Origin of the sequence: Acetobacter farinalis (assembly GCF_011516935.1) — a bacterium.
GTDB classification, from domain to species: Bacteria; Pseudomonadota; Alphaproteobacteria; order Acetobacterales; family Acetobacteraceae; genus Acetobacter; species Acetobacter farinalis.
In genome coordinates this window covers 1-22,050 of record NZ_WOTF01000024.1, presented here as the reverse complement: position 1 = coordinate 22,050, position 22,050 = coordinate 1, and the positions used below count along the sequence as shown (strand labels likewise).

Here is a 22,050-nt window from a genome sequence, read left to right as displayed (position 1 = left end):
CGGTTCAGAAAAAATGGAGCGCTGTGGGAGAGCGGGGTTCCGAGGTGTGAGAATGTCTGTGAAACGCGGTTACACGGAACGCCCCCGAGCAGGACGGCCCCTGTAGCGGGCCAGAAAATTTACCGGGAGGCTGGGTGGAGGCCCTGCGGGCCGCCTGTGCCCCGGATGCAGGGTTGGGTGCGCTGGCGGGATACGCCGGATGCCGGAAGAAGGCGTGAGAGGGGGCAAGAAGGAGGGCTTCCTCCTCTTGCTGGCGTTGCCGAAGCTCCGCCGCAAGGGCCGCGTAAATGCGGTGGGTCAATACTGTGCCGAACTGCCCCTTGCGGACAAGGCCATGCAGGGACGCCCGCAGAACCGGGCGGCACCGGACCACATATCCCTCCGGACAACCGGCATGCAGTGCCTCCGCCCAGGGAAGCGGGACATCGGCCCGATGGCGATTTGGCGTGACCGGAACAACCGGGCAGAACACCAGAGAGTCACCTTGCCGGGCGACAAACACCCACCATGTTGCAGCTGAACAAAACACGGTACCGCCTTGCTGGCCTGACGCTAGTAAAGCACCTGCCATAAGGACTCCTGACAGTCTGTATTTTTTAGGAATATTTCGCACATCCTCAAAAGGGTTTTTGAAAGTTACTCTCAGGCCGGACTTTTGCGATGATGCTGAAGGAATAAGACTGACCACGCGTGAAAACAAGCGTTGGATAAAGAAAACATATGTTGGCGGCATTTCTCACGAAAAAAGGAAGAAATTTGTCGTTAAAAGGCTGAAAATTAACAATTTTTTTATTATTTTTCGACAAAAAAACATTAATTTTGAATGAACGTATATTATTTTTTTTCGAGATACAGTAACAGGATGCCAGATATAAAAAAAACAAGGAAAAACCATGACTTCTTGCAAAAGCGCACCATAGCCATCTGCCAAACCGTAAAGTTTGCTTACGCGCTTCCCCTGATAATCCATACGGTTTTCACCGCGCTTTTGCCTGCCAGTTGAGAAACCTTGCGCCTGCTTTGCGGGGCTGAGGTTTCCTGCAGTTTTCATTGGATTTGTGTCTGCTAACTTATGCGGCGCAGAGACGATGAAAACGCTCAGGCCGCTCTTTTTTCTTTCCCCCCTTTGAAAAAAGGCGGCCTGAATGAACTTTCTCCCATCCATATGATGTGTTTCGGCGAAAAGGATGATGGTTTTCCTTGCGTTCCTATGAATTCGCTTACACAAATTTCATCTTAATGAGGCACAGGCGCGCTCATGTGCACCCGTGCCCCGCGATACAGGGATGAACACACGATGACACGTACGCAGCGTTACCTTGCAGGTCTGGGGATCGCCCTTGTAATTGTAGGAGCGGGAACCTACAGATTTATATTGCGACCAGAATATGCCCGACTGCCGGTTTCTGCTGGAACAGGTCCACACCCCAAGCTGCCCCCCCCCAACGCCACACTGATGCTCACAGTGAACATTGCCCGCCCGATCGGCTGGAAAGATGGCGAACTGCCACACGCCTCGGCAGGGCTGAGCGTGAACGCGTTTGCTACCGGGCTGAACCATCCGCGCTGGCTGTATACACTGCCGAACGGAGATGTGCTGGTGGCGGAGAGCAACTCTCCCGGGACGGATGTCATCTCCCTCAAGAACCGTATCGCGCACATTATTCAGGGCTTTGTGGGGGCGGATGTGCCCAGCCCGAACCACATTATCCTGCTGCGCGACGCCGATGGCGACGGGGTAGCGGAAGAACGTGACATGTTTCTGGAGCATCTGAGCTCCCCATTCGGCATGGCGCTCATCAATGACACGCTGTACGTTGCAAACACTGATTCTATCTGGCGTTTTCCGTATCAGACCGGACAGAAAACCATCACTGCACCGGGAGAGAAGGTGGTGGACCTGCCATCAGGCTACAATCACCACTGGACCAAGAACATTGTGGCAAGCCCGGATGGGCTTTCCCTTTATGTCACCATTGGTTCCAACAGCAACGTAGCCGAAAACGGCATGCATGCCGAAGAAGGCCGGGCACGGATTGACAGGCTGGATCTCGCCACAGGCAAGCTGACACCCTTTGCCACGGGCCTGCGCAACCCGAACGGGCTGGCATGGGAGCCTGAGTCCGGTGCGCTGTGGGTGGCGGTGAACGAGCGGGATGAAATTGGCAGCGATCTGGTGCCTGACTACATTACCTCTGTAAAGGAAGGGGCATTTTACGGCTGGCCCTACAGCTATTATGGCGGGCATGTGGATGCGCGCGTGACCCCGCCGGACCCGGCACTGGTCGCGACGGCTATTGCACCGGATTATGCTGTTGGCCCGCATACAGCAAGCCTTGGCCTTGCCTTTTCAGAAGACAGCACCCTGCCGGCCTCCTGGAGAAACGGTGCATTTGTGGCTCAGCATGGCTCATGGAACCGCAGGCCCAAGAGCGGTTACAAGGTGATTTATGTCCCCTTTGTCAACGGCAGGCCTTCCGGCAAGCCCGTGGATGCGTTGACCGGATTTCTGACGCCGGATGAAGAGCATGTACATGGCCGCCCTGTGGGGTTGGCGCTGGATCAGACCGGAGCTCTTCTCGTATCAGATGATGTGGGAAATACCATCTGGCGGGTTTCTGATGCACAGCTTGCCGACACTGGGACAAGCGCTGAAGGAACGTCTCACTGAGAAATAATTTGGCACAATCATAATGTTTCCGGTTTGCGTTCCCTCGCAAGGCAACCTTGCAGCGCAAACCGGATACCTGCTGGTCAGACCGCAATGGTGTCATACAACCCGACACCACTGCGGCGGGACATGGCCTGACGATACGCCTCGACCGCGGGCGGGTACTGAATACCCCTGACAAGCGAAAGACTGTGCACGTGAGCAAACAGGTGGATATCATCTGTGGAAAGTGTGCCGTTGACAGCTTCCGGATTCCGGATGAGCGGAGCGAGCATTTCCAGCATTTTATTCAGACTGGCAATTTCAACTGAACTATCCTTCAGAATTTCAAAAAATGGCCCAGTGAATTCTTCCTTTCTCTGTACAAAATAGGCACGGGCTGCTGTAGTGGCAAACTCCGGCAGCGGGGCACAGGCCGCACGAGGCAGATACAAACGGTATAGCGTGCTGTTTGTTGCGTTGATCCAGTCCGCAATGGCAGGGTTGGGCGTGCCGGTCAGAACGGGAGTGCCTTGCTGATCAATATGTGTGACGATATCCATGCTTTCCGGCATGAAGCGGGCTTCTTCCTCCAAAATGGGCAGTACCTTGCGGCCTACCATGCTGATGGGGCCTGCCTCATCATCATTCAGCAGGATAATGCGCTCGAAGGGAAGGTTTTTCAGCCCGAAGATCATCTCCGCTTTTACGCAGAAGGGGCAGTGATCATAGATGTAGAGTTTTCTCGTCATGCTGTGCTGATCCTTGCTGATGCGATGAGCCTCTCCCCTGCCCTGTTCCCAGCAAACGCCCCTGTGCGTCAACCCTGGTCAGGGCTGGACTGAGGTGTATCCGGGCGAAATTTTCCGGCACGGGCGGCTTTGGCTGCCTGATGCGCAGTTTCTTGCCTATCTGCTAGCTGTTCCAGCAAAAGGGCACACTGGGCGGCAATCTTGCGTTGTGAGGAGCCCGCAGAGATCGTGGGAAACAGTGCTTCACCCATGGCACGGAACGAGAGTTCATCCACCAGAAGCATGCGCAGACGCTGATGGGCGCACAGCCCCAGCGCCTCACGCACGGCTGTGACCCGCACCATGGCGCGGGCGCGGATGAGTTGCCAGGACACGGCATCATGCCGGGTGAGTGTGGCAGGGCGGTGCTGATCTGAAAATTCCACATAATTACAATAACCAAACATGTAATCCTGATACCAGCGCTCTGCGGCATCGGCGGCGGATTGGGTGATATCTCCCGCCTGAAGAAGCGCCTGCACTGTACGCAGGACACGCGGAGGTGCTGCACCGACAAATTCCGAGCGCGCCCGACGTTCGGGCGTCGGGCCGTTTTCAGCAAGGTAATGGGATATGACACTGCTCTGTGATGCCGGGGAGCAACGGGATTTTGCGGGTCTGGCCATGAAGAGTCCTGTGGAGTGGGGGCTGGGAGGGCAGTTAACCAAGGTGAGGTCAGCGTGAATTCAGGTGTTACAACTGGGCTGGCTACGAGATCTTGTTGTGCCGTGTATCGAGTTCTGTCCTGGGGTTTACGACCCTGTTGCCGGTACCGTGATAAAACGTGCGTGCAGGAGTTCGGGGACGCGGCTCAGGGCATTGGCAAAGAGCGGCAGGAGCTCCGCGCAGGTCGTTCGGGCTGGTCAGTGCCCACTTGCCCGGAGGTTGCCTCGCGCAGGTTGGCATCCGTGCGAGCCTCCCTGCGCCATGAGTTGGCGGGTTGCTCACAAGATGCCCAGCTTTCTGCGTCATGCCGCGGCCGGGCTTCCTGCGGGCGATGACGAGCGCACAGATAGTCGTAAGGCTCAGGCTCCCCACATCAGGCACAGCCCCATGAGCTACAGGAGAGCACAGGGGCAGCACAGGGTCCGGCTCATAATCCTGCCCCCGGAAGCTTGGTGTCGTAGCACGTGCTCAGACCACCCCTCTCCAGCGTTCCAGCCCGTGCCAGAGCGCCTGAACGGCAACAGGATGACCGGGGGGAAGAGGCTCAGAGTCTCGCAAAGGATCGTGCCATTCCTCTTCCTCGGCGTATTGGGCGGGTATTTCGGCGTAGGCCTGCTCGTACCGCATGAGCGCCTGACGCACGCTTTCCATACAGCGGCCTGTTATCTTCCCAATCTGGCGAAGGGATTTTCCGGCACGACGCAGTGTAACCATCTGCTCCAGCAACGCGGCATCCGTTTTGGGCCGGGCGGCAGCGTGAAGGGCGGAGTCCGGCGTGGAGCGCTGTGGGATGGCAGAGGCCGTGTTCCGAGTGGCCGTGCTGGAGCATGCGGTTGGAACAGGCGCGACAGGGGGGGCATTCAGAGAGACGGCAGGAAAGGTGTTCGGAGTGACGGTACGGGAGACGCGCGCGCAGGGGACAGGCGTGGCGTCATGGTTCGGCAGAGGAGAGAAAGAAGGGGATTTATCACTCTCGCGTAACTGGGCATCGGCCAAAGCGCTATAAGACAGATACCGGGGGGACAGAGAGGGCGTGAGGGGGATGGCATGCCGCGTGTTCTGTGCGGGTACATGAGACGGTGTGTCGCTGGCAGCCGGAGCAGCGATAACGCCATGCGCAGCCGCAGAACGGGCAGAAGCTGCGTGAGACATTGCTGAAAATTGAGGAGATGCAGGCAAATAGGCGGTCTGCACGGGCGGGTATTGGGCCTGCATGGCGCGGTCTTCCTTTTATAAGGGGCTTCCAGAAAACCTCATCACACAGGGTGAGGCATGAGAGGGATGGTAGTGTGACCAATCACACGCCGTCAAGGGATTATGTGTGATACATCCCCTTTGATCTTTGCGGGATGCCGTGGGATAACTCCCCCTATGGAACGCTCATCTGTTGCTCGAGAACTGGAACGCCGCATGACCCTGCTGGGGTTGACGCAAAAGGCACTCTCCCGCAGTGCGGGCGTGGGGGACACCTATGTGCGCGATATCCTGAAGGGGAAGTCCCGCAATCCAGGCGGTGAAAAGCTGGAGCGCGTGGCCTCCATTCTTGGCTGCACGGCGCGAGATCTGCTGTTTCCTGCGCGGGGGCAGACTGTGGCGCGGGAGCCGCGGGCCACCTACATCGCCCCCCCCGACCAGCCGGAAATAACCGTGGACATCAACCCGCCGGGCTATGTGGCTGTGCCCTACATCTCGCTGCGGGCTGGTATGGGCGGTTGCGGTTATGTGGAGGACCAGTTGCTGGGCCGCCCGAAATTTTTTGAGGAGGAATTTGTACGCGGCGCCCTGCGGGCCTCTCCCTCGGACCTGCGGGTGATTGAGGTGGAAGGCCAGTCCATGGAGCCGATGCTTCAGAACGGAGACATGGTGCTGGTGGATACACGCAAGACATCCATTATCGAACCGGGCATTTTTGTGCTGTTCGACGGGGATGGCGTGGTGTGCAAATGGGTCGAACGCGCGCATGAGGCCACGGAGCCGATGGTCCGTATCAAATCTGAAAATCCACGCTTTACACCGTATGATGTTCCGGCTGATCAGGTTCAGATTATTGGCCGCGTAGTGTGGTTTGCCCGACGGTTATAATCGGTTTTCCTCCTACCTTTCGGTGGCTGCACTGGAGCCAGCCTCTGGCTCTGCTTTGGCCCCGGATTGGAGTTGTCCTCCCTGGCCTGCAAGCCATCGAAAATCGGGTATCTCTTCCACGTGTCCTGAACAGCGCTCAGCCTGCACGGAATAAGGTCACGAAACCAGCCAGCTACGCCGTTCCTGCGGAAGCGGGTTCTGAGATACCTAAGCCCCCTCCATATCCATCAGCCGGCAGATACACTCACCCTTGGCGGTTTTCTGCATATTATTGAGTCTGGTTATTGGGTCTGACGCAGTGTATCGCGCGCTCCCAACAGGAATGATGGCGGACTCCACAGGAGGACGTTAGGGGAGCCGGATGACGAGAGCCGTCCAGTCGTTTTGGCACACTCTCTTGAACAAAACATGATGCTCAGGCCGCATGATCAGTGCATATAGTAATATTTTTTATAACACTCTTGCCAAGTGAAAACGTTTGCTCATGCGCTTTGAGGCAAGCCCATGGAATATTTTCATGGATAAGAATCCGCTATACTCATAAAAAATCCCATTCTATTCTGCTTAAAAATATTAAAAATAAGTATCTATACTTAATACGCGTATGTATTTATACATGAAATAAAATCTATTTATCTGGATATTTATTTATTATTTTTTTGTATTTTACTAAACTCTTATTGTAGAAAAATATCCTGCGACCTCATTTCTTTTACGGAATTTATTAATAAACCCTAATTTGAATAAACGCCGGAGATTGATATGGAACGCACAAGAAAGTTGTTTAAATAAAACATAACCAAACTGGACTCACACACATGGCATCATCCTACACGTCAACTTATGTCTGGACCGGTGCCGGAGACGGAACAAACTGGAATAATCCGGCCAACTGGACGTATTACGATCAGAACGGAAACCCGGCTCCCTACCCGCTGACCTGGGTGAATGGCCAGCAGGTCGCTGTGCCGCCGGGGGACAGCGCGAACTGGGCGTCTGTTGCGTTTCCCTCCTCCACCACTGTGAACATGGATGGCAAGACATGGAGCGGTGTCAACAGCCTGACCGTGAGCAGTAGCGCCACCGTGACACTGGAAAACGGCAGTGTGCAGACCAACGGGCTGACGGTTAATTCCTCTGCCACTCTGGCTCTGAATGGGATCACGCTGACCGTTCCCTCTTCCGCCACAGTGGACGGTACACTGGAGATTGAGAATGGCGCGACAGTAACGCTGAACGGGAGTGTGGCCGGTAGCGTGGTGTTTGGTGACACACCGAACAACACCCACAACACACTGGTTCTCTCGAACTCCTCACTTTCCGTGGGAAGTGTGCAGAACTTTACACCCGGCGACAGCATTGTAGTAGACCAGACCTCTTACCCGCATGTGCGCTGGATTGAGCAGGGCACCAGCAACACCTGGGCACTGGTGCCGGTTGATTCGACCAACTGGACACAGAAAGCGATCCTGACCAGCATTTCTTTCGCACCCAAACGCGATGCTTCCGGAGCCATTATCACCCAGAACGGCGCGCCGGTTTATTATTCCCCGCTTGATCTCAGCCCTGCTCCGACCGCACAGGGGACAATCACCGGGAATCAGGGCGACAGCGCCTACACAGGCAGCACCTACATTCAGGATGCCGGGTTTGTGTACAACAGCGCCACCAGCACCGGGACGGTAACGTGCTTCCTTGCCGGCTCCATGATCCGCACGACAAAAGGTGATGTGCCGGTTGAAGATGTGCGCGTGGGTGACCTGGTGATCACTCTGACCAATGGAACTCCGGAAGCGCTGCCAGTGATCTGGGCGGGATACCAGACCATGAGTGTACAGCCGGGCCTGCCGGATGATGAAGCGGGTTACCCTGTGCGTATCCGGGCCGGAGCCATTGCGGATGGCGTGCCTTACAAGGACATGCTGATTACGCCGGAACATTGCCTGTATCTGGAAGGGCGCTTTGTGCCTGTGCGCATGCTGGTGAATGGGGACAGCATTTTTTATGATCGCAGCCTGACGGAGTACACATACTACCATGTGGAAACCGTGCGGCATGCGGTGATTGTCGCCGATGGCATGCTGACGGAAAGCTATCTGGACACAGGCAACCGCCGGAGCTTTGCGCAGAAAGAAAAGACCATCATCCTGGGGGGCATACGCCGGAGCTGGGCACATGATGCCGCAGCCCCGCTTTGCGCGGACCGGGCCGAGGTGGAACCGCTCTTTCAGGCTCTTGCACACCGTGCGCGGCTGGAAGGCTCCGAGGGGATTACCACAGTCAGTGAAAGCCCCGCACTGCAGCTGACTCATGAAGCGAACCTGCATCTGGAAACGGAATGCGGCAAAACGATCCAGAAAATTCGCGATGTGAACGGACTGGTTTCTTTCATGCTTCCGGCTGGGGTAGAGCGGGTCCGGCTTGTTTCCCGTGCCGCCCGCCCGTGTGATGTGACAGGGCCGTTTGTGGATGACCGCCGGACACTGGGCGTTCTGGTGGGAGATGTCACCCTGCTTGAGGGCAACCTTGCCCCGCGCAGCATCATGCCGGATGCCGGGGACACCAGCCTGCCCGGCTGGCATGCCGCAGAAAACAATGGTGCGCGCTGGACAAATGGCTTTGCCCTTCTGCCCGTGCCGACTACGCTGCCGCATGCCATCACCATGGTCACGCTGAACATTCTTGCGGCAGGACCGTATCTGACAGACACGGCGGCTGCCCACCAGAACCGCGCTCACGGCTGATAACTCTTAAAATTCGGACCTATCAAGAAAGGCCGGTTGAAGGATTTTCCTTCTTCCGGCCTTTTTATTTGGCAAGCAGGCTATGAGAGATAAAAAGGGTTCTTTGGTAACAGTTTATCTGAAATCTGATATTGCCAATGCCCTTAGAACAGAAACCAGAGTGCGCCTTTCCCGTCCTCTGACTCCGGATGAATTGCTTGATGTTATGATGAACCTTCGCAATGCGCTTCTGCGCGTGGCCCGGTTTTACGAGTGTTGAAAATGGTCCGGTTGCTGATATCATTATGAATGCGGCTCCGGTTAACTGCTATCAGGCAGAGTTTGAAGCCGAACGCAAGGCAGGCGCTAAAGCTATTGGATCGGCAGCACCGAGATGGGCTTAAATATTGAGAAAGCGATTATTGAACGCATTACGATAGGACAACCTTTTCTGATCGAGCAGGAAAAAGAGCTCTGGCTTGCTGCGTCTGCGCGCTTTGCGGATGCAGCGAAAGGGGATGTGAACGTTATTTTCTAATAAAAGGCGTCTGTATTTGTATAAGGTGAGGTTTTTATGAAATGGGTCTTTGGGAAAGCCAACATTTATCCCGGCAGTCAGGGAGGTCTATATCTGCGTGAGCCTGAAGAGCGGCCCGCTATCATTTCGGATGATGGCGTCACAATCGCATGGACAAAAACGATCCCTGAGGCAGGTATCTTAACTCTTGTTTATAGGAAAAATGATATTGAGGGAACTTTTTTTATGGAAACTAAATATATAGTTAACGACGGGCATGCCCATGTTATGGGGGCAGGCTCTCGTGTGCAATACTGCAAAGTAAAACTTACGGATGATGGGCGCTATGAGTATACGCTCTACATTCCCTCTCCAGAAGAATATGAGGATGTAGGAAAGCACCTTTATGAAGCCATTCCTTTGTGGCAGCATTCTGCTGAAGGCCCTTTTTTTTACCCCCCGAGAGGGACAATGACTGTTTCTTGTTAATTTGCGGAGTTATATCCGAGCATTGTTCCTACACCAGGGAATTGGTCCGTCACGGCTAAATATACCGAAGCCAACGAAGGGTCAGCATATTCGATAGAGAATAAAGCCGGTTCGAGGGGATTCCCTTCTTCCGGCCTTTTTATTTGGCAAGCAGGCTGTGGGAGATAAAAAGGGTTCTTTGGTAACAGTTTATCTGAAATCTGATATTGCCAATGCCCTTAGAACAGAAACCAGAGTGCGCCTTTCCCGTCCTCTGACTCCGGATGAATTGCTTGATGTTATGATGAACCTTCGCAATGCGCTTCTGGCGTGGCCCGGTTTTACGAGTGTTGAAAATGCTCCGGTTGCTGATATCATTATGAGTGCGGCTCCGGTTAACTGGTATCAGGCAGAGTTTGAAGCCGAACGCAAGGCGGGCGCTAAAGCGTATTGGATAGGCAGCACCGAGATGGGCTTAAATATTGAGAAAGCGATTATTGAACACATTGCGATAGGACAGCCTTTTCTGATCGAGCAGGAAAAAGAGCTCTGGCTTGCTGCGTCTGCGCGCTTTGCGGATGCAGCACAAGGGGATGTCAACGTTATTTTCTAATAAAAGGCGTATGTATTTGTATAGGGAGATGTTTTTATGAAGTGGATCTTTGGGAAGGCGACCCTTTATCCGGGGAGTGAGGCGGTTAGATATCGGCCTCAGCCTGAAGAGCGGCCCGCTATCATTTCGGATGATGATGTTACAATCGCATGGACAAAAACGATCCCTGAGGCAGGCCTTTTAACTCTTGTTTATAGAAAGAATGATATTGAAGGAACTTTTTTTATGGAAACTAAATATATAGTTAACGACGGGCATGCTCATGTTATGGGAGCAGGCTCTCGTGTGCAATACCGTAAAGTAAAACTTACGGATGATGGACGTTATGAGTTTACGCACTACATTCCTACTCCAGAAGAATATGAGGATGTAGGAAAGCACCTCTATGAAGCCATTCCTTTGTGGCAGCATTCTGCTGAAGGCCCTTTTTTTTACCCCCCGAGAGGGACAATGACTGTTTCTTGTTAATTTGCGAAGTTATATCCGAGCGTTGTTCCTATACTAGGAAATTGGTCCGTCACGGCTAAATATACCGAGGCCAACGAAGGGTCCCATATTCGATAACGAATAAAGCCGGTTGGAGGGGATCCCCTTCTTCCGGCCTTTTTATTTGGCAAGCAGGCTATGAGGGATAAAAAGATTTCTTTGGTAACAGTTTATCTGAAATCTGATATTGCCAATGCCCTTAGAGCAGAAGCCAGAGTGCGCCTTTCCCGTCCTCTGACTCCGGATGAATTGCTTGAGGTTATGATGAACCTTCGCAATGCGCTTCTGCGCGTGGCCCGGTTTTACGAGTGTTGAAAATGGTCCGGTTGCTGATATCATTATGAATGCGGCTCCGGTTAACTGGCATCAGGCAGAGTTTGAAGCCGAACGCAAGGCGGGCGCTAAAGCGTATTGGATAGGCAGCACCGAGATGGGCTTAAATATTGAGAAAGCGATTATTGAACGCATTGCGATAGGACAGCCTTTTCTGATCGAGCAGGAAAAAGAGCTCTGGCTTGCTGCGTCTGCGCGCTTTGCGGATGCAGCGAAAGGGGATGTGAAAGTTATTTTCTAATAAAAGGCCTATGTATTTGTATAGGGAGATGTTTTTATGAAGTGGATCTTTGGGAAGGCGACCCTTTATCCGGGGAGTGAGGCGGTTAAATATCGACCCGAGCCTAAAGAGCGGCCCGCTATCATTTCGGATGATGGTGTCACAATCGCATGGACAAAAACGATCCCCGAGGCAGGCCTTTTAACTCTTGTTTATAGGAAAAATGATATTGAAGGAACTTTTTTTATGGAAACTAAATATATAGTTAACGATGGGCATGCCCATGTTATGGGGGCAGGTTCTCCTTTGCGATACTATAAAGTAAAACTTACGGATGACGGACGCTATGAGTATACGCGTTACATTCCCTCTCCAGAAGAATGTCAGGATGTGGGGAAGCACCTTTGTGAAGCCCTTCCTTTGTGGCAGAATTCTGCTGAAGGCCCTTTTTTTTACCCTCCCAGAGGGACAATGACTGTTTCTTGTTAATTTGCGAAGTTATATCCGAGCGTTGTTCCTATACTAGGGAATTGGTCGGTCACGGCTAAATATACCGAGGCCAACGAAGGGTCAGCATATTCGATAGAGAATAAAGCCGGTTGGAGGGGATCCCCTTCTTCGGGCCTTTTTATTTGGCAGGCTATCGCCGCTCCCGCACCAGTGGCGTCTTCCGGGTGGCTGAAAAACCGAACCGTGTGGCAGAAACTGGTCAGCGTTACACAGAGTGCACTTACCACCTCCGTGAAGGCGTTTGCTGATGGAACCGGCCAGCTCTGCTTCTGCTTCTGCTTCTGCTTCTGCTTCTGCTGCCGCCCCGGAAAGGTCGGGTGTTGCAAGAGAATGCTGGCCTCCTCTGCCAGGCACCACGGCCTTTTTGCAACAACAGGCCGAGTTGGACAGCATCACGTTTCTCACTGTTTCGGCCTGCCTGCGCCAGACAGCCGCGCGGATTACGCCCCTGCTGCATACCCTGTATTTCCGGAACCCCTCTCTGGCCGCTCTGGAATGTTGCGCAACGCTGGAAGCTCTGGCGCAGGAGGTGGAACAGGATGATGTGCAAACCGTACATGAACGAGCACGGGAAGCAGCAAGACCATATTATTCAGATCCTGTATAACTCTAGTCCGGAAATTTTGCACAGAGGATTTTATATGCTCTTTGGAATTATATAATAAAAGATACGGGTTTTTCTGTATTGAGGTCACGCAACAGACTCTGTTGCTTCTATGCAACAAATTACGAAAGTTTTCGTTTCGAGATCATTTTAGTAATGGTCATGCAATGATTTTAAGGCACTCTAGGGGAAGCAGTTCCGAATGGGCGGAACGGTGTGATGCCGGAAGCACGGATAGAGCCTATGAGAGTCAGACGTCGTTTTTCCCTCCTTGTTACCACACTTTGCACCGTTGCCCCCGGCTTCGCCGCTGAAGCCGCCACAACCACGAGCGGTAAACATACCGTGGCCCGCCATCATGCCGTTTCTCACTCCGGCAAAACATCTGCGACCAGAAGCGGCGTACGGACCGCAGCCCCGGCGACCACCGCCATGCCGGTTGTGCACAAGTCTTCACACAAGTCCGGCCCTGTTTACGCGGGCGATGCCGAAACCATCAATGTGACGACCGGCACGCATTCCACAAACCGTAAGGCCCGGCAAAGCACCTCGCCTGTTACCGTGGTTTCTGCCGCAACGCTGCGCCGCTCCGGCATGGTGAACCTGGCGGACGCCCTGACACGCACTTACGCGTCCATCAACGTACAGACCATGGGAGCGGATTCTGCTGCCCTGACCTCCTCCATCCAGATGCGTGGCCTCGGACCGAACGAAGTGCTGGTACTGGTGGATGGCAAGCGCCGCCACAACACCGCGAATATCACCGCCGATGCCGGACCGCAGTTTGGCTCCACCGGCGCTGACCTGAATACCATTCCTGCCAATGCCATTGACCATATCGAAGTTCTGGAAGATGGCGCGGCCGCCATGTATGGGTCTGACGCGATTGCGGGGGTGGTGAACATCATCACCAAAAAGCAGGACCACGGGCTGCATACCTCGGCCCAGACCGGCGCAAACGCCTATAACGGAGATGGCTGGCAGTACCAGCTGAACGCCGATGGCGGGCTGAAACTGGGCCAAGATGGCTATATGCACATCAGCGGCCAGATGTACCATACCGACCATATGGTGGTGGGCGCGCATGATCATCGTCTGCTGGGAAGCTGGCCAACCAACGCCACCACAACAGGTTATTATAACGGTGTGGTGCCCGGCGCGATGAACGTGCCGAACACCTCCAACAAGATCATGAGCACGCCGGAGGAAACACGCGAGAGCCTGGCGATTGATTTTGGCAAAAAGATTACAGAAGGCATCAATTTTTACGGCCTGATTACCTACATGCATCGGCATGGGGAAGCGTATGAAAACTATCGTACTCCCGTTATTGCCCCCACCATGTATCCCGGCGGCTTCTCTCCGCTGGAAACAACGGAAGAAAACGATTACGCCGCAACACTCGGCCTGAAAGGTGACAACTTCCTCGGGTTTGACTGGGATCTGAGCACGACATACGGTGCGGACGGCAACAAGATTGGCAACAAGAACACCGCCAATACCGGTATGCTGGCCAGCACCTGCTCCACTAACCCGGCGTCCGCCTATTACTCCACCGATGGCTGTGGCTGGTCCCCCAGTTCCACACGCGCAGAAACCTACCGTATGGCGCAGTGGACCAATAATCTGGACTTCCGCCGCAACTTCAATATCGGCCATGTCGTGCCCATGACTCTGGCTTTCGGCGGCGAGCATCGTCTGGAAACCTATGAGATCAAGGCTGGCACGCCGCCTTCCTACCAGCTTGGGGGTACGCAAGGTTATGCAGGCCTGGGGCCGAACAGCGCCGGGAACTGGAGCCGCGATATCTGGGCCGGCTATGTGGATGGAGACTTTCACCCGCTGAAGCACTGGGATCTGGATTTTGCAGGTCGCTTCGAGCACTATACGGACGTGGGCAACACGGAAAACGGCAAGGTTTCCTCCCGTTACGATATCAACCGCTTTATCTCCGTGCGTGGCACTATCAGCACCGGCTTCCGTGCGCCAACACTTGCCGAACAGCATTACAGCGCCATGAACGTGGACCCGACCGGGGCTTCCGGCCTGCTGCCTGTCAGCTCCTCTGCCGCAAAGCTTCTGGGGGCGAGTGCTCTGAAGCCTGAACGCTCTGTGAGTGAAAGCGGTGGTATTGTGATCGAGCCTGTGCGGGGCTTCCATGTTGAGGCGGATGTGTACCAGATCAACCTGCGGGACCGCATTGTGGGCGGCGGCACGGTGAAGGGGGATGCGGCGGTCAACGCGATTGAAGCCATGGGTTATTCCCTGCCTCTGAACAGCATCAACATACAGGATGTTTCAGCCTATTACATGACCAACGGCGCCAGCACCCGGACGCAGGGGCTCGACATCAAGGCTGATTATACCTTCCGCTTTGAAAATGCCGGGACGCTGGCCCTGAGCATGGCGCTGGACCTGAACCGCACCCGTCTGCACCACAACGGCACGGACAACAACGGAAACCCGCTGCTGAATGCCCAGAATATCGGCTACATCACCACAGCCTATCCGCGCAGCAAGATTATCCTGAATGCGCTCTATACCTATCGGAACTGGGACTTCAACGTGCGTCAGACCCGTTATGGCCAGACCACCAGCATGCTGACCTACTATGACTGGACCGACAAGACGCTGCCTTGCGCAAGTGGCGGAAAGCTGGCTTACTCCAACTCCTGCTTTGCGCAGTTCAAAAACTCCCCGCGCTGGCTGACGGATATTGAAATCGGCTATCGCTTCAACCGTTCCTGGCATATGGCTGTGGGTGTCAACAACCTGCTGAACGTGCGACCGCGCCGCGTGCCGCAGATCAACAACTCCCGTGGTGCGCAGATTTACGATCAGTTCTCCCTCCAGGTGCCTATGACGGGCGGATATTATTACGGCCGTCTGGATGCGAGCTTCTGAACGATCGGTTCTTTCTCAGAGTGCTTGAGGAACGCGGGGGTAAAACCCCGCGTTTTTTCGTTCAGGCCTTAAGCAGGGATTGGCACTGCCGATAGGCTTCCTTGTGCCGGAAAACGAACAACAGGTAATAATCCAGCGCGCGACTGCGGCGCTTTGCTGTGTGCGTGTAAAAGGGGAAGACATCAAACGGGCCATCATACCCGGGTGGAACCGGCTCCTGCGCGAGTAGGGTTTTGACACGAAAAAGCGGGATATAGATATGTGTGGCTCCGGCGTTTCTGCGCACGTGCCAGAGGGACTTACGGAATTTTTTCAGGCGGTCCGGCAGAATGAAAAGCATATTTTCTTCAATAAAGCTTTCATCCGGGGTGCTGTTGCGCAGGTAACGCATATCCTCGGGCATATCGCAGAAAAAATTATAGCCCTGAATGATCATGATGCTCTTTCTGCTGGTCCTGTCCGACCGGGATGCGGGTGATAGGCCGCAGCGGCAGCAGATGCTCAGAACCCGCGAAGTGAGTCATCCTGCCCGCTACCCTGCCGGCGGGTGCGTTTGCGCAGCCTGAAATAAAGCACCACGCCCAACGGGGCAACCAGCAGCCAGCCCATTCGGCCCAGTGCGGCCCATTTTTCGGGATGCAGCAAAAGATACGCCGCCTTCCCGCCCAGGAAAACGCAGCCTGCCAGCATGGCCATAGCCAGCAGCAGGCTCAGCACGCCAATCCCGATTTTCTGGCCGACACTGTTTTCCGGCATCTCCTGCCCTCCCCCTCCTGTTTATGTGAACCCCACCCAAAGGACCATAGACGGGGGGTGTAGAAACGTCACGGTCGACGTCACCGAATTGGCCGGGAGTGGACTACGAAAAGAACCGCCGCGGTAAAGACTATGTGACGTAAAAGAAACGGGTCTGAGGAGAGCGCTGGCTCTCCCTTGTCGTATCAGCAATTTCAAAAAATCGTCACACCATGCGTGTGACGGAGAGGTATAGAGAAACTCTCTGATACGCCTCTGCCCTGCGAGCAAGATGATGCCTCATTCTTCCCGGCCTGGACCAGATACCTCCCCCGCCCTCCAGCAGCGCGATGCCGCCACGGAACGCTGGCTGCGAACCTTGCGCCAGAAAATGAACGCTGACGGGCCACAGCCCCGCGTGCACTTCAGCCGCACCCCGGACCGCCCGCTGGATAATGAAGGCGTTCTACGGGATTTTGAATAATCTCTTCAGTTTTACGTGAAGGCAACGGCTTTCCTGATCAGGCGTTAGCAGCAGGCATCAGGCATTCGTTTCGGCGAATGCAGCCTGCTTTTTAATGTTGAATCAGGAGCCGTTGAAATGATTTCGCCCTGCAACCCCATAATGGGTGCTGTTCTCGCCCTCAGTCTGACAGGCGCAATTGCCTCTCCCGCCAGCGCCCAGCGCAGTATTCTTTTTTCCGGTGCGCTGGGCGGAGTGGAACAGCATGCGCCAGAACATGTCAGCGGGCATGTAGTGGCACTCTATTACCCCGGCGCGCATGTCTTGCGTTACACTGTGACATGGGGCGGGCTGAGCGGGCCGGTCACGCAGGTGCAGTTGCATGGCCCGGCTACCCCAGGCCAGAACGCCCCTCCGCTGATTACAATAAAAGGCCCCTATAGCAGCCCGATGAGTGGCGGCGTGATGCTCAACGCCGCGCAGGCGGAAGAACTGGCCGCCGGAAAAGTCTATATGAACCTGCAAACCACAGCGCATCCGGATGGAGAAGCGCGGGGGTGGTTACGCCAGGAAAAATGAGCGCCTGACGTGCCAGATGCCCTATTCACGCAGTGAGTGGGGTGGCCCTTCAACCTCAAGGGTCTTCTGAACAGCGGGCCGACTTTTTACTCTGGCGAAAAATGCAGCCAGATTCGGCCAGGATGAAAGACCGAACCCCAACCTTTCCGCCCATGTCAGCATGGTAAAAAGATACGCATCAGGTGAGGAGAAATGCTCCCCCCTGAGGTAGGGCTGCGTCTGGAGGTGTGTATCAACATACGCCAGCCGCGGGGCGACATGCAGGCGTGTCTGCTCCTGCCCTTCTGCCGTTTTCGAAAGGAAATTTGCCGCGACGTTATTATGCCGCTCGGGCGTGATGAAATTCTTGTGCAGCTCCGTCGCAATGAAATTGAGCCATTCCATATCATGATACCGCGCAAGTGTGCCGGGAGCGGAAATTAGACTCTGGGCAGGCACCTGATCTGCAATATACTGAAGGATCACGGCGCACTCACTCAGAGTTTCTGTTTCGCTGAGTTTGAGGAAGGGCACGTAGGCCTTGGGGTTCAACTGGCGATAATCGCCCCCCGACCAGCGATGCGTGGCGAGATCCACTCTCTCAAGCGAGAAAGGCAGGCCCGCTTCCCTCAGCAGGATATGAGGAGCCTGAGAACTGGCTCCGGGCGCATAGAAAAGGTGCATCGGATGTCTCCTTCACGGGTTTGAGGCACCCTATCGTGTCCATCCCCTGACAGAAACGCGTGAAACCGAGAGTAAAGCGTGCAAAAATGCACACATGTTTGACTGGCAGAACCTCCGTTATTTTTTGGCTGTTGCCCGGCTTGGGTCTTTTACCGCCGCTGCAAGGGAACTTGGGGCTGACCATGCCACGGTGGGCCGCCGCATTGCGCGACTGGAAGAGAGTATCGGGCGCAAGCTGGTTGTCCGGCTGCCACGTGCAACATCGCTTACCGAAGAGGGCAAGGTATTCGCCAAAATGGCCGAGGGGATGGGGCGTGAGGCGGAAAGTCTCCTCCGCTCCCTGCGCCATCCCTCTGAAGGGATGGCGGGGCAGGTCACAGTCAGCATTCTTCCCGCCTTTGCCTCCTGTGTTCTGGTGCCGCGCCTGCCGGAGTTCAGGAAAACCTGCCCGGGGATTCACCTTGTGCTTTCTGCCACATCTGAAGTCTCATCACTGGAACGGGGCGAGGCTGATCTCTCGGTCGGGTTTGTCCGCTCCCGGAAACAGGGGCGCATTGTACGCAAAATTGCTGATATCCATTTTGCATTTTACGGAACAGCCGCGTTTTCCGGATACCGCCCTGATGCGTGTCCGCTGATTGGCTTTGAAGACTCTCTGGGGGGCATACCGCAGCAGTCCTGGCTTGATCAGCACGCCCATGGACGCCCGTTTGTTTTACGCTCCAACGATGTTCAGCTTCAGGCGGCCTCTGCCCGTATGGGAATTGGGGTAGCCCTTCTGCCGTGCCTTGTGGGGGATAGTATGGCGGACCTGCACCGGTTGCCTGTGGAGCAGGATATGCCCACACGCCCGCTCTGGATGTCTGTTTGCCAAGATGTGAGAACAGCGCCGACTGTGCGGGCTGTTATGGACTGTTTGATGAATGTATTTTCCTGAACGGCCTACATCTGCACGCCGAATTTCGGGGCGAGCCAGACCATGCCCAGATAAAGCAGGACCGTAACACCACACCCTGCCCCCAGCGCGAACCAGAACGGCAGGCCGTGCCGCATGGCCCATGGAACCAGCAGGAACATGGGCAGGGAAGGCAGCACGTACCAGAATGTCGCCCCGACATGGGCTTCCATCCGGACGGGATCCTTCGTTTCCAGCCAGAGCCAGATCATCCCGAAAACGGAAATAAGCGGCAGGGACGCCACCAGCGCGCCAACACCGGGGTAACGGCGGGCAATGGTGGAGACCAGCGCAATGGTCAGACCGGACAGCAGGGCCTTCAGCCAGAAAAACATTTCTACGCCCCTGTTCTACGCCTTTGTCCGGACACCTGAAACAGCTCCCCCGCCCTGCGCATTACAGACCCGGGCGGGGAAGGCAGTTATCAGATATGGGTATCAGCCTGCGGAGCGGGCTGCTGCGGCTGGGCTGCCGGAGCCTGTGCGCCACCCTGCGGGGCGGCAGCATCCGGTGTCATCTTACCGGGCTGTGTGGAGTGTTCCACATCATACGCTGTGGCCTTTTCAGCATATGAGCCTTTTGCACCCGGATGTTCCTGATCATACAGGTCGGCTTTCTGCTTGGCTTCCTTACGGTAGACATGACGGCGGTACATACCTGTAAGGCAGCCGCCCACGGCCCCCAGAACGCCATGATGCGCCACATGCCCGCCAACGGCGCCCACAGCTCCGTATTTCAGGCATCCACCCGGTTCGGCCTGAGCTGCGGTAACAGATGTACCAGCCAGAACGGCCAGAACGCCCAGTGTCATCAATCGACGCATAGTGTCTCTTTCCTTACTCTTCTGCCAGACAGGCGGCAGAACCGTATTGAACGTAGCGAAGTATAATCCCGGAGACAATGCGGCCTCCGGCCCCTTCCTCTTCTTTCTGAAAAGTGCGGTTTTTCTCAGGCACTCCCCTTTCATTTCAGGGGTGCCAACCCCATGTAAGGCATAGGGCAAAAATACAGAAATATGAGGCTGTCTGGAAAATCAGGCGGGGCTTTTGGCAGCTGGGGTGAAATTTTCACACCTGGCAAGGCAGGCTTGAAAAGCCGTAGCGTCTGTATGGCTGACTTTTCTGACAGTCTCCGGGGAGAGCGCCATGAAACGTCTTTTTGAAAACAGGCCGGCAGGGTCCAGCTTTTTAAGAGGGCCCCGCTTTGCGCGCGGTTTTTTCAACCCCCATGCACGGCGCGTGGTAACAAAGGCGCCTGACACCGCGACAGAAGACGGTATGGCGGTTAAAACCAGTACCACCTCGGTCGAGTCATCAGGACGCTCTGGTCGGGCTGCGGGCTTTACAAAGCCGGGGAATGCTCTGGACGATGAAACAGCGCTGCGAGGAACAGGGCGACAAGCTGCTCCAGAAGGTGTTGCTCTGTAACGGAAAACCGGTTTTTACGCGGACTGTCCAGATCCAGCACACCGAGCAGATGGCCATGTGCGACCAGCGGAATGACAAGCTCTGAAGCTGACGCGGCATCACACGCAATGTGCCCGGGAAAGCTGTGCACATCCGCCACGCATTGCGTGGTGCGGGTTTGCGCGGCAGTACCGCACACGCCCTTCCCCATCGCGATGCGAGTGCAGGCGATACGCCCCTGAAACGGACCGAGCACCAGTTCCCCCTGCGCAGGTGAAATACCCTGTTCAGACACTGGCGCTACGGAAGGCTGCGCGCCAGAAACGGCATCCCCCGCAAGCGTGAACAGCGTTGCCGGGGCCGTAGCATAAGGCCGGTAGAGATAGAAGCCGGCCCAGTTGAGCTCGGGCAGGGCTTCAAAAATCAGCGCGGAGAGATTGGCCATGCTGGCCAGAGGATCTGACTCCGAAGCCAGAAGGCCAGCGGCAGCAGAGAGCAGATCCTCTGGTGTGAGGTGTTGGGTGGGGGCGCTCATGGCGGGTGTATGCCCCCCCCCTCAGTTCTGCGCGGGCAGGCTTGGGCCGCGCAGGGCGGAGCGGCTGCACACGGCGGCCTGCTGGTCCCGATTGAGAGTGGTGATATCAAACATCACGGTCGGGCTGAGCATCAGACGCCCCTGCCCGCCCCATGCGTAAGCAGGGTTCGTGCGGATGCCCTCACGCTTCGCCAGCTTGCGGCCAAGGCTGCGGACGGTGGTGTCTGTCACCAGCTTGTGGGCATAGCAGTAATACATCAGCCCGCCGATATTCTCGGCCGAAGCATGCTCAACCGTGGGGATGCCATCATAATCCAGCACGCCGGGGGTGGCGGTTGCGGCTGTCATGGGAGCGGGGCCGGGCGGCACCATGAGGACGCCAGCGGACGCGACATCCGCCGCATATGCCTGAGGCTGGGCTCCGAAAAGGGAGCCCGAAAGGGCCAATGAGAGAGTCAGGCCGCCTGCAAGGCCCAGAAAAGCGGGGCGAAATCTCAACATGCGCGTGTTCCTCCTGTGATGGTACCGTTCAAGATAGGGACAGACCCCGGCATTCAGCAAGGGCGCACAGACTCTGGCAGGTGTGTGTCATGCGGGAGAGGGCAAGTGTGAGGGTATCGTATGGTCTCTGGTTTGTGAAAACGTGAACCGGGGTGATACCGGATGTATCAATTTCTATACAGATTTGCACATATTGCGCCTGCCCTTAAACAACCTGTTTATATAAAACAAATTTCCTTGTACTTTTTAGAAGAAATTTTTTTTCTAAATTTTATTACTCGCGTATCTAAAAATAGTTACGAGAAAAAATAGCACCCATGCATTTTATACACTGAAATTCTCTTGACTGAATTGTAAAAAAAATCTCTTACAGCGCTCCAGTTCTCTTCTTCCCGCTTTAAGAGCACCTCCTCACATGACAACCCTCATTATTTCCTCTGGTACAATTTCCAGAGGGCTCTCCGTTCTCAGCGGGGATGCCCTGATTGTTGCCCGTGCTGGCAGTGCGGTTTCCACAACCGTGATGGATGGGGGGCAGATGGAGGGTTCGAAAAACCCCCTGGTTTTGAGAGCTGCTCTGTGATTCCATTTCCCTTGAGTTGATTGGGGGCATGGATCATGAAGCAGACTGGTTTCTTTGATGTTG

General features: G+C 55.2%; 26 protein-coding genes. 14 read left to right on the top strand and 12 right to left on the bottom strand.

Features of this window, described 5'->3' with window-relative positions:
* Positions 1 to 4 precede the first annotated feature (4 nt).
* Positions 5 to 529: a hypothetical protein gene (locus GOB82_RS11975; protein ID WP_166123398.1), complete on the bottom strand. Its 525-nt coding sequence runs from the start codon at positions 527 to 529 to the stop codon at positions 5 to 7.
* 207 nt (positions 530 to 736) lie between these two features.
* Positions 737 to 1,165, bottom strand: a complete 429-nt coding sequence (locus tag GOB82_RS11970) for a hypothetical protein (RefSeq protein ID WP_166123396.1) — start codon at positions 1,163 to 1,165, stop codon at positions 737 to 739.
* Positions 1,166 to 1,297: 132 nt separating this feature from the next.
* On the opposite strand from GOB82_RS11970, the gene GOB82_RS11965 reads away from it, so the two are divergent.
* Positions 1,298 to 2,671 (top strand): PQQ-dependent sugar dehydrogenase, encoded by a 1,374-nt coding sequence (locus tag GOB82_RS11965; RefSeq protein ID WP_166123394.1) that lies wholly within the window; start codon positions 1,298 to 1,300, stop codon positions 2,669 to 2,671.
* An 83-nt stretch (positions 2,672 to 2,754) separates the two neighbouring features.
* Here the strand turns inward: GOB82_RS11965 and grxB are convergent, their stop codons facing one another.
* From grxB to GOB82_RS11950, 3 genes are all read right to left on the bottom strand, one after another.
* Complete coding sequence (gene grxB, locus GOB82_RS11960) at positions 2,755 to 3,402, bottom strand: glutaredoxin 2 (RefSeq protein WP_166123392.1); 648 nt, start codon at positions 3,400 to 3,402, stop codon at positions 2,755 to 2,757.
* Positions 3,403 to 3,470: 68 nt separating this feature from the next.
* The gene (locus GOB82_RS11955) at positions 3,471 to 4,067 is read right to left on the bottom strand and encodes a hypothetical protein (RefSeq protein WP_242007390.1); all 597 of its coding nucleotides are present in this window, start codon (positions 4,065 to 4,067) and stop codon (positions 3,471 to 3,473) included.
* 508 nt (positions 4,068 to 4,575) lie between these two features.
* Positions 4,576 to 5,322: a hypothetical protein gene (locus GOB82_RS11950; RefSeq protein ID WP_166123390.1), complete on the bottom strand. Its 747-nt coding sequence runs from the start codon at positions 5,320 to 5,322 to the stop codon at positions 4,576 to 4,578.
* Between the two features lie 156 nt (positions 5,323 to 5,478).
* Here GOB82_RS11950 and GOB82_RS11945 point away from each other — a divergent pair, with 156 nt between their 5' ends.
* From GOB82_RS11945 to GOB82_RS11905, 9 genes are all read left to right on the top strand, one after another.
* A complete protein-coding gene (locus tag GOB82_RS11945; protein ID WP_166123388.1) occupies positions 5,479 to 6,189 on the top strand; it encodes a LexA family transcriptional regulator in 711 nt (236 codons plus the stop codon).
* An 818-nt stretch (positions 6,190 to 7,007) separates the two neighbouring features.
* Complete coding sequence (locus GOB82_RS11940; RefSeq protein ID WP_166123386.1) at positions 7,008 to 8,933, top strand: Hint domain-containing protein; 1,926 nt, start codon at positions 7,008 to 7,010, stop codon at positions 8,931 to 8,933.
* A gap of 553 nt (positions 8,934 to 9,486) precedes the next feature.
* A complete protein-coding gene (locus GOB82_RS11935) occupies positions 9,487 to 9,918 on the top strand; it encodes a hypothetical protein (RefSeq protein WP_166123384.1) in 432 nt (143 codons plus the stop codon).
* A 157-nt stretch (positions 9,919 to 10,075) separates the two neighbouring features.
* A complete protein-coding gene (locus tag GOB82_RS11930) occupies positions 10,076 to 10,510 on the top strand; it encodes a hypothetical protein (RefSeq protein ID WP_166123382.1) in 435 nt (144 codons plus the stop codon).
* Between the two features lie 36 nt (positions 10,511 to 10,546).
* Complete coding sequence (locus tag GOB82_RS11925; RefSeq protein ID WP_166123380.1) at positions 10,547 to 10,978, top strand: hypothetical protein; 432 nt, start codon at positions 10,547 to 10,549, stop codon at positions 10,976 to 10,978.
* A 295-nt stretch (positions 10,979 to 11,273) separates the two neighbouring features.
* A complete protein-coding gene (locus tag GOB82_RS11920; RefSeq protein WP_166123378.1) occupies positions 11,274 to 11,570 on the top strand; it encodes a hypothetical protein in 297 nt (98 codons plus the stop codon).
* A 36-nt stretch (positions 11,571 to 11,606) separates the two neighbouring features.
* Entirely contained in the window at positions 11,607 to 12,038 is a 432-nt protein-coding gene (locus GOB82_RS11915) for a hypothetical protein (protein ID WP_166123376.1), read from the top strand.
* Positions 12,039 to 12,423: 385 nt separating this feature from the next.
* The gene (locus GOB82_RS11910) at positions 12,424 to 12,666 is read left to right on the top strand and encodes a hypothetical protein (RefSeq protein WP_166123374.1); all 243 of its coding nucleotides are present in this window, start codon (positions 12,424 to 12,426) and stop codon (positions 12,664 to 12,666) included.
* 240 nt (positions 12,667 to 12,906) lie between these two features.
* On the top strand, positions 12,907 to 15,567 hold the full coding sequence (locus GOB82_RS11905) for a TonB-dependent receptor plug domain-containing protein (protein WP_166123372.1): 2,661 nt from the start codon (positions 12,907 to 12,909) through the stop codon (positions 15,565 to 15,567).
* A gap of 61 nt (positions 15,568 to 15,628) precedes the next feature.
* On the opposite strand, the gene GOB82_RS11900 is transcribed toward GOB82_RS11905, so the two are convergent.
* Together GOB82_RS11900 and GOB82_RS11895 are read right to left on the bottom strand one after the other, a co-directional pair.
* Positions 15,629 to 16,003 carry a hypothetical protein gene (locus GOB82_RS11900; protein WP_166123370.1) on the bottom strand — a complete coding sequence of 125 codons (375 nt, stop codon included), beginning with the start codon at positions 16,001 to 16,003 and terminating at the stop codon, positions 15,629 to 15,631.
* Between the two features lie 65 nt (positions 16,004 to 16,068).
* Positions 16,069 to 16,323 carry a hypothetical protein gene (locus tag GOB82_RS11895; protein WP_166123368.1) on the bottom strand — a complete coding sequence of 85 codons (255 nt, stop codon included), beginning with the start codon at positions 16,321 to 16,323 and terminating at the stop codon, positions 16,069 to 16,071.
* A 271-nt stretch (positions 16,324 to 16,594) separates the two neighbouring features.
* Between GOB82_RS11895 and GOB82_RS11890 the strand changes: the two genes are divergently transcribed.
* Positions 16,595 to 16,786 carry a hypothetical protein gene (locus tag GOB82_RS11890; protein ID WP_166123366.1) on the top strand — a complete coding sequence of 64 codons (192 nt, stop codon included), beginning with the start codon at positions 16,595 to 16,597 and terminating at the stop codon, positions 16,784 to 16,786.
* Between the two features lie 117 nt (positions 16,787 to 16,903).
* Positions 16,904 to 17,344 carry a CHRD domain-containing protein gene (locus GOB82_RS11885; RefSeq protein ID WP_166123364.1) on the top strand — a complete coding sequence of 147 codons (441 nt, stop codon included), beginning with the start codon at positions 16,904 to 16,906 and terminating at the stop codon, positions 17,342 to 17,344.
* 21 nt (positions 17,345 to 17,365) lie between these two features.
* On the opposite strand, the gene GOB82_RS11880 is transcribed toward GOB82_RS11885, so the two are convergent.
* Entirely contained in the window at positions 17,366 to 18,007 is a 642-nt protein-coding gene (locus GOB82_RS11880; protein WP_166123362.1) for a glutathione binding-like protein, read from the bottom strand.
* 94 nt (positions 18,008 to 18,101) lie between these two features.
* Here GOB82_RS11880 and GOB82_RS11875 point away from each other — a divergent pair, with 94 nt between their 5' ends.
* Positions 18,102 to 18,944 (top strand): LysR family transcriptional regulator, encoded by an 843-nt coding sequence (locus tag GOB82_RS11875; protein ID WP_166123360.1) that lies wholly within the window; start codon positions 18,102 to 18,104, stop codon positions 18,942 to 18,944.
* Between the two features lie 5 nt (positions 18,945 to 18,949).
* Here the strand turns inward: GOB82_RS11875 and GOB82_RS11870 are convergent, their stop codons facing one another.
* From GOB82_RS11870 to GOB82_RS11855, 4 genes are all read right to left on the bottom strand, one after another.
* The gene (locus GOB82_RS11870; RefSeq protein WP_166123358.1) at positions 18,950 to 19,297 is read right to left on the bottom strand and encodes a DUF3147 family protein; all 348 of its coding nucleotides are present in this window, start codon (positions 19,295 to 19,297) and stop codon (positions 18,950 to 18,952) included.
* An 89-nt stretch (positions 19,298 to 19,386) separates the two neighbouring features.
* Positions 19,387 to 19,785 carry a hypothetical protein gene (locus GOB82_RS11865; protein WP_166123356.1) on the bottom strand — a complete coding sequence of 133 codons (399 nt, stop codon included), beginning with the start codon at positions 19,783 to 19,785 and terminating at the stop codon, positions 19,387 to 19,389.
* Positions 19,786 to 20,303: 518 nt separating this feature from the next.
* Positions 20,304 to 20,903, bottom strand: a complete 600-nt coding sequence (locus GOB82_RS11860) for a GAF domain-containing protein (RefSeq protein ID WP_242007389.1) — start codon at positions 20,901 to 20,903, stop codon at positions 20,304 to 20,306.
* Positions 20,904 to 20,924: 21 nt separating this feature from the next.
* Positions 20,925 to 21,404: a hypothetical protein gene (locus GOB82_RS11855; protein ID WP_166123354.1), complete on the bottom strand. Its 480-nt coding sequence runs from the start codon at positions 21,402 to 21,404 to the stop codon at positions 20,925 to 20,927.
* A 415-nt stretch (positions 21,405 to 21,819) separates the two neighbouring features.
* Between GOB82_RS11855 and GOB82_RS11850 the strand changes: the two genes are divergently transcribed.
* A complete protein-coding gene (locus GOB82_RS11850; RefSeq protein WP_166123352.1) occupies positions 21,820 to 21,987 on the top strand; it encodes a hypothetical protein in 168 nt (55 codons plus the stop codon).
* Positions 21,988 to 22,050: the final 63 nt, after the last annotated feature.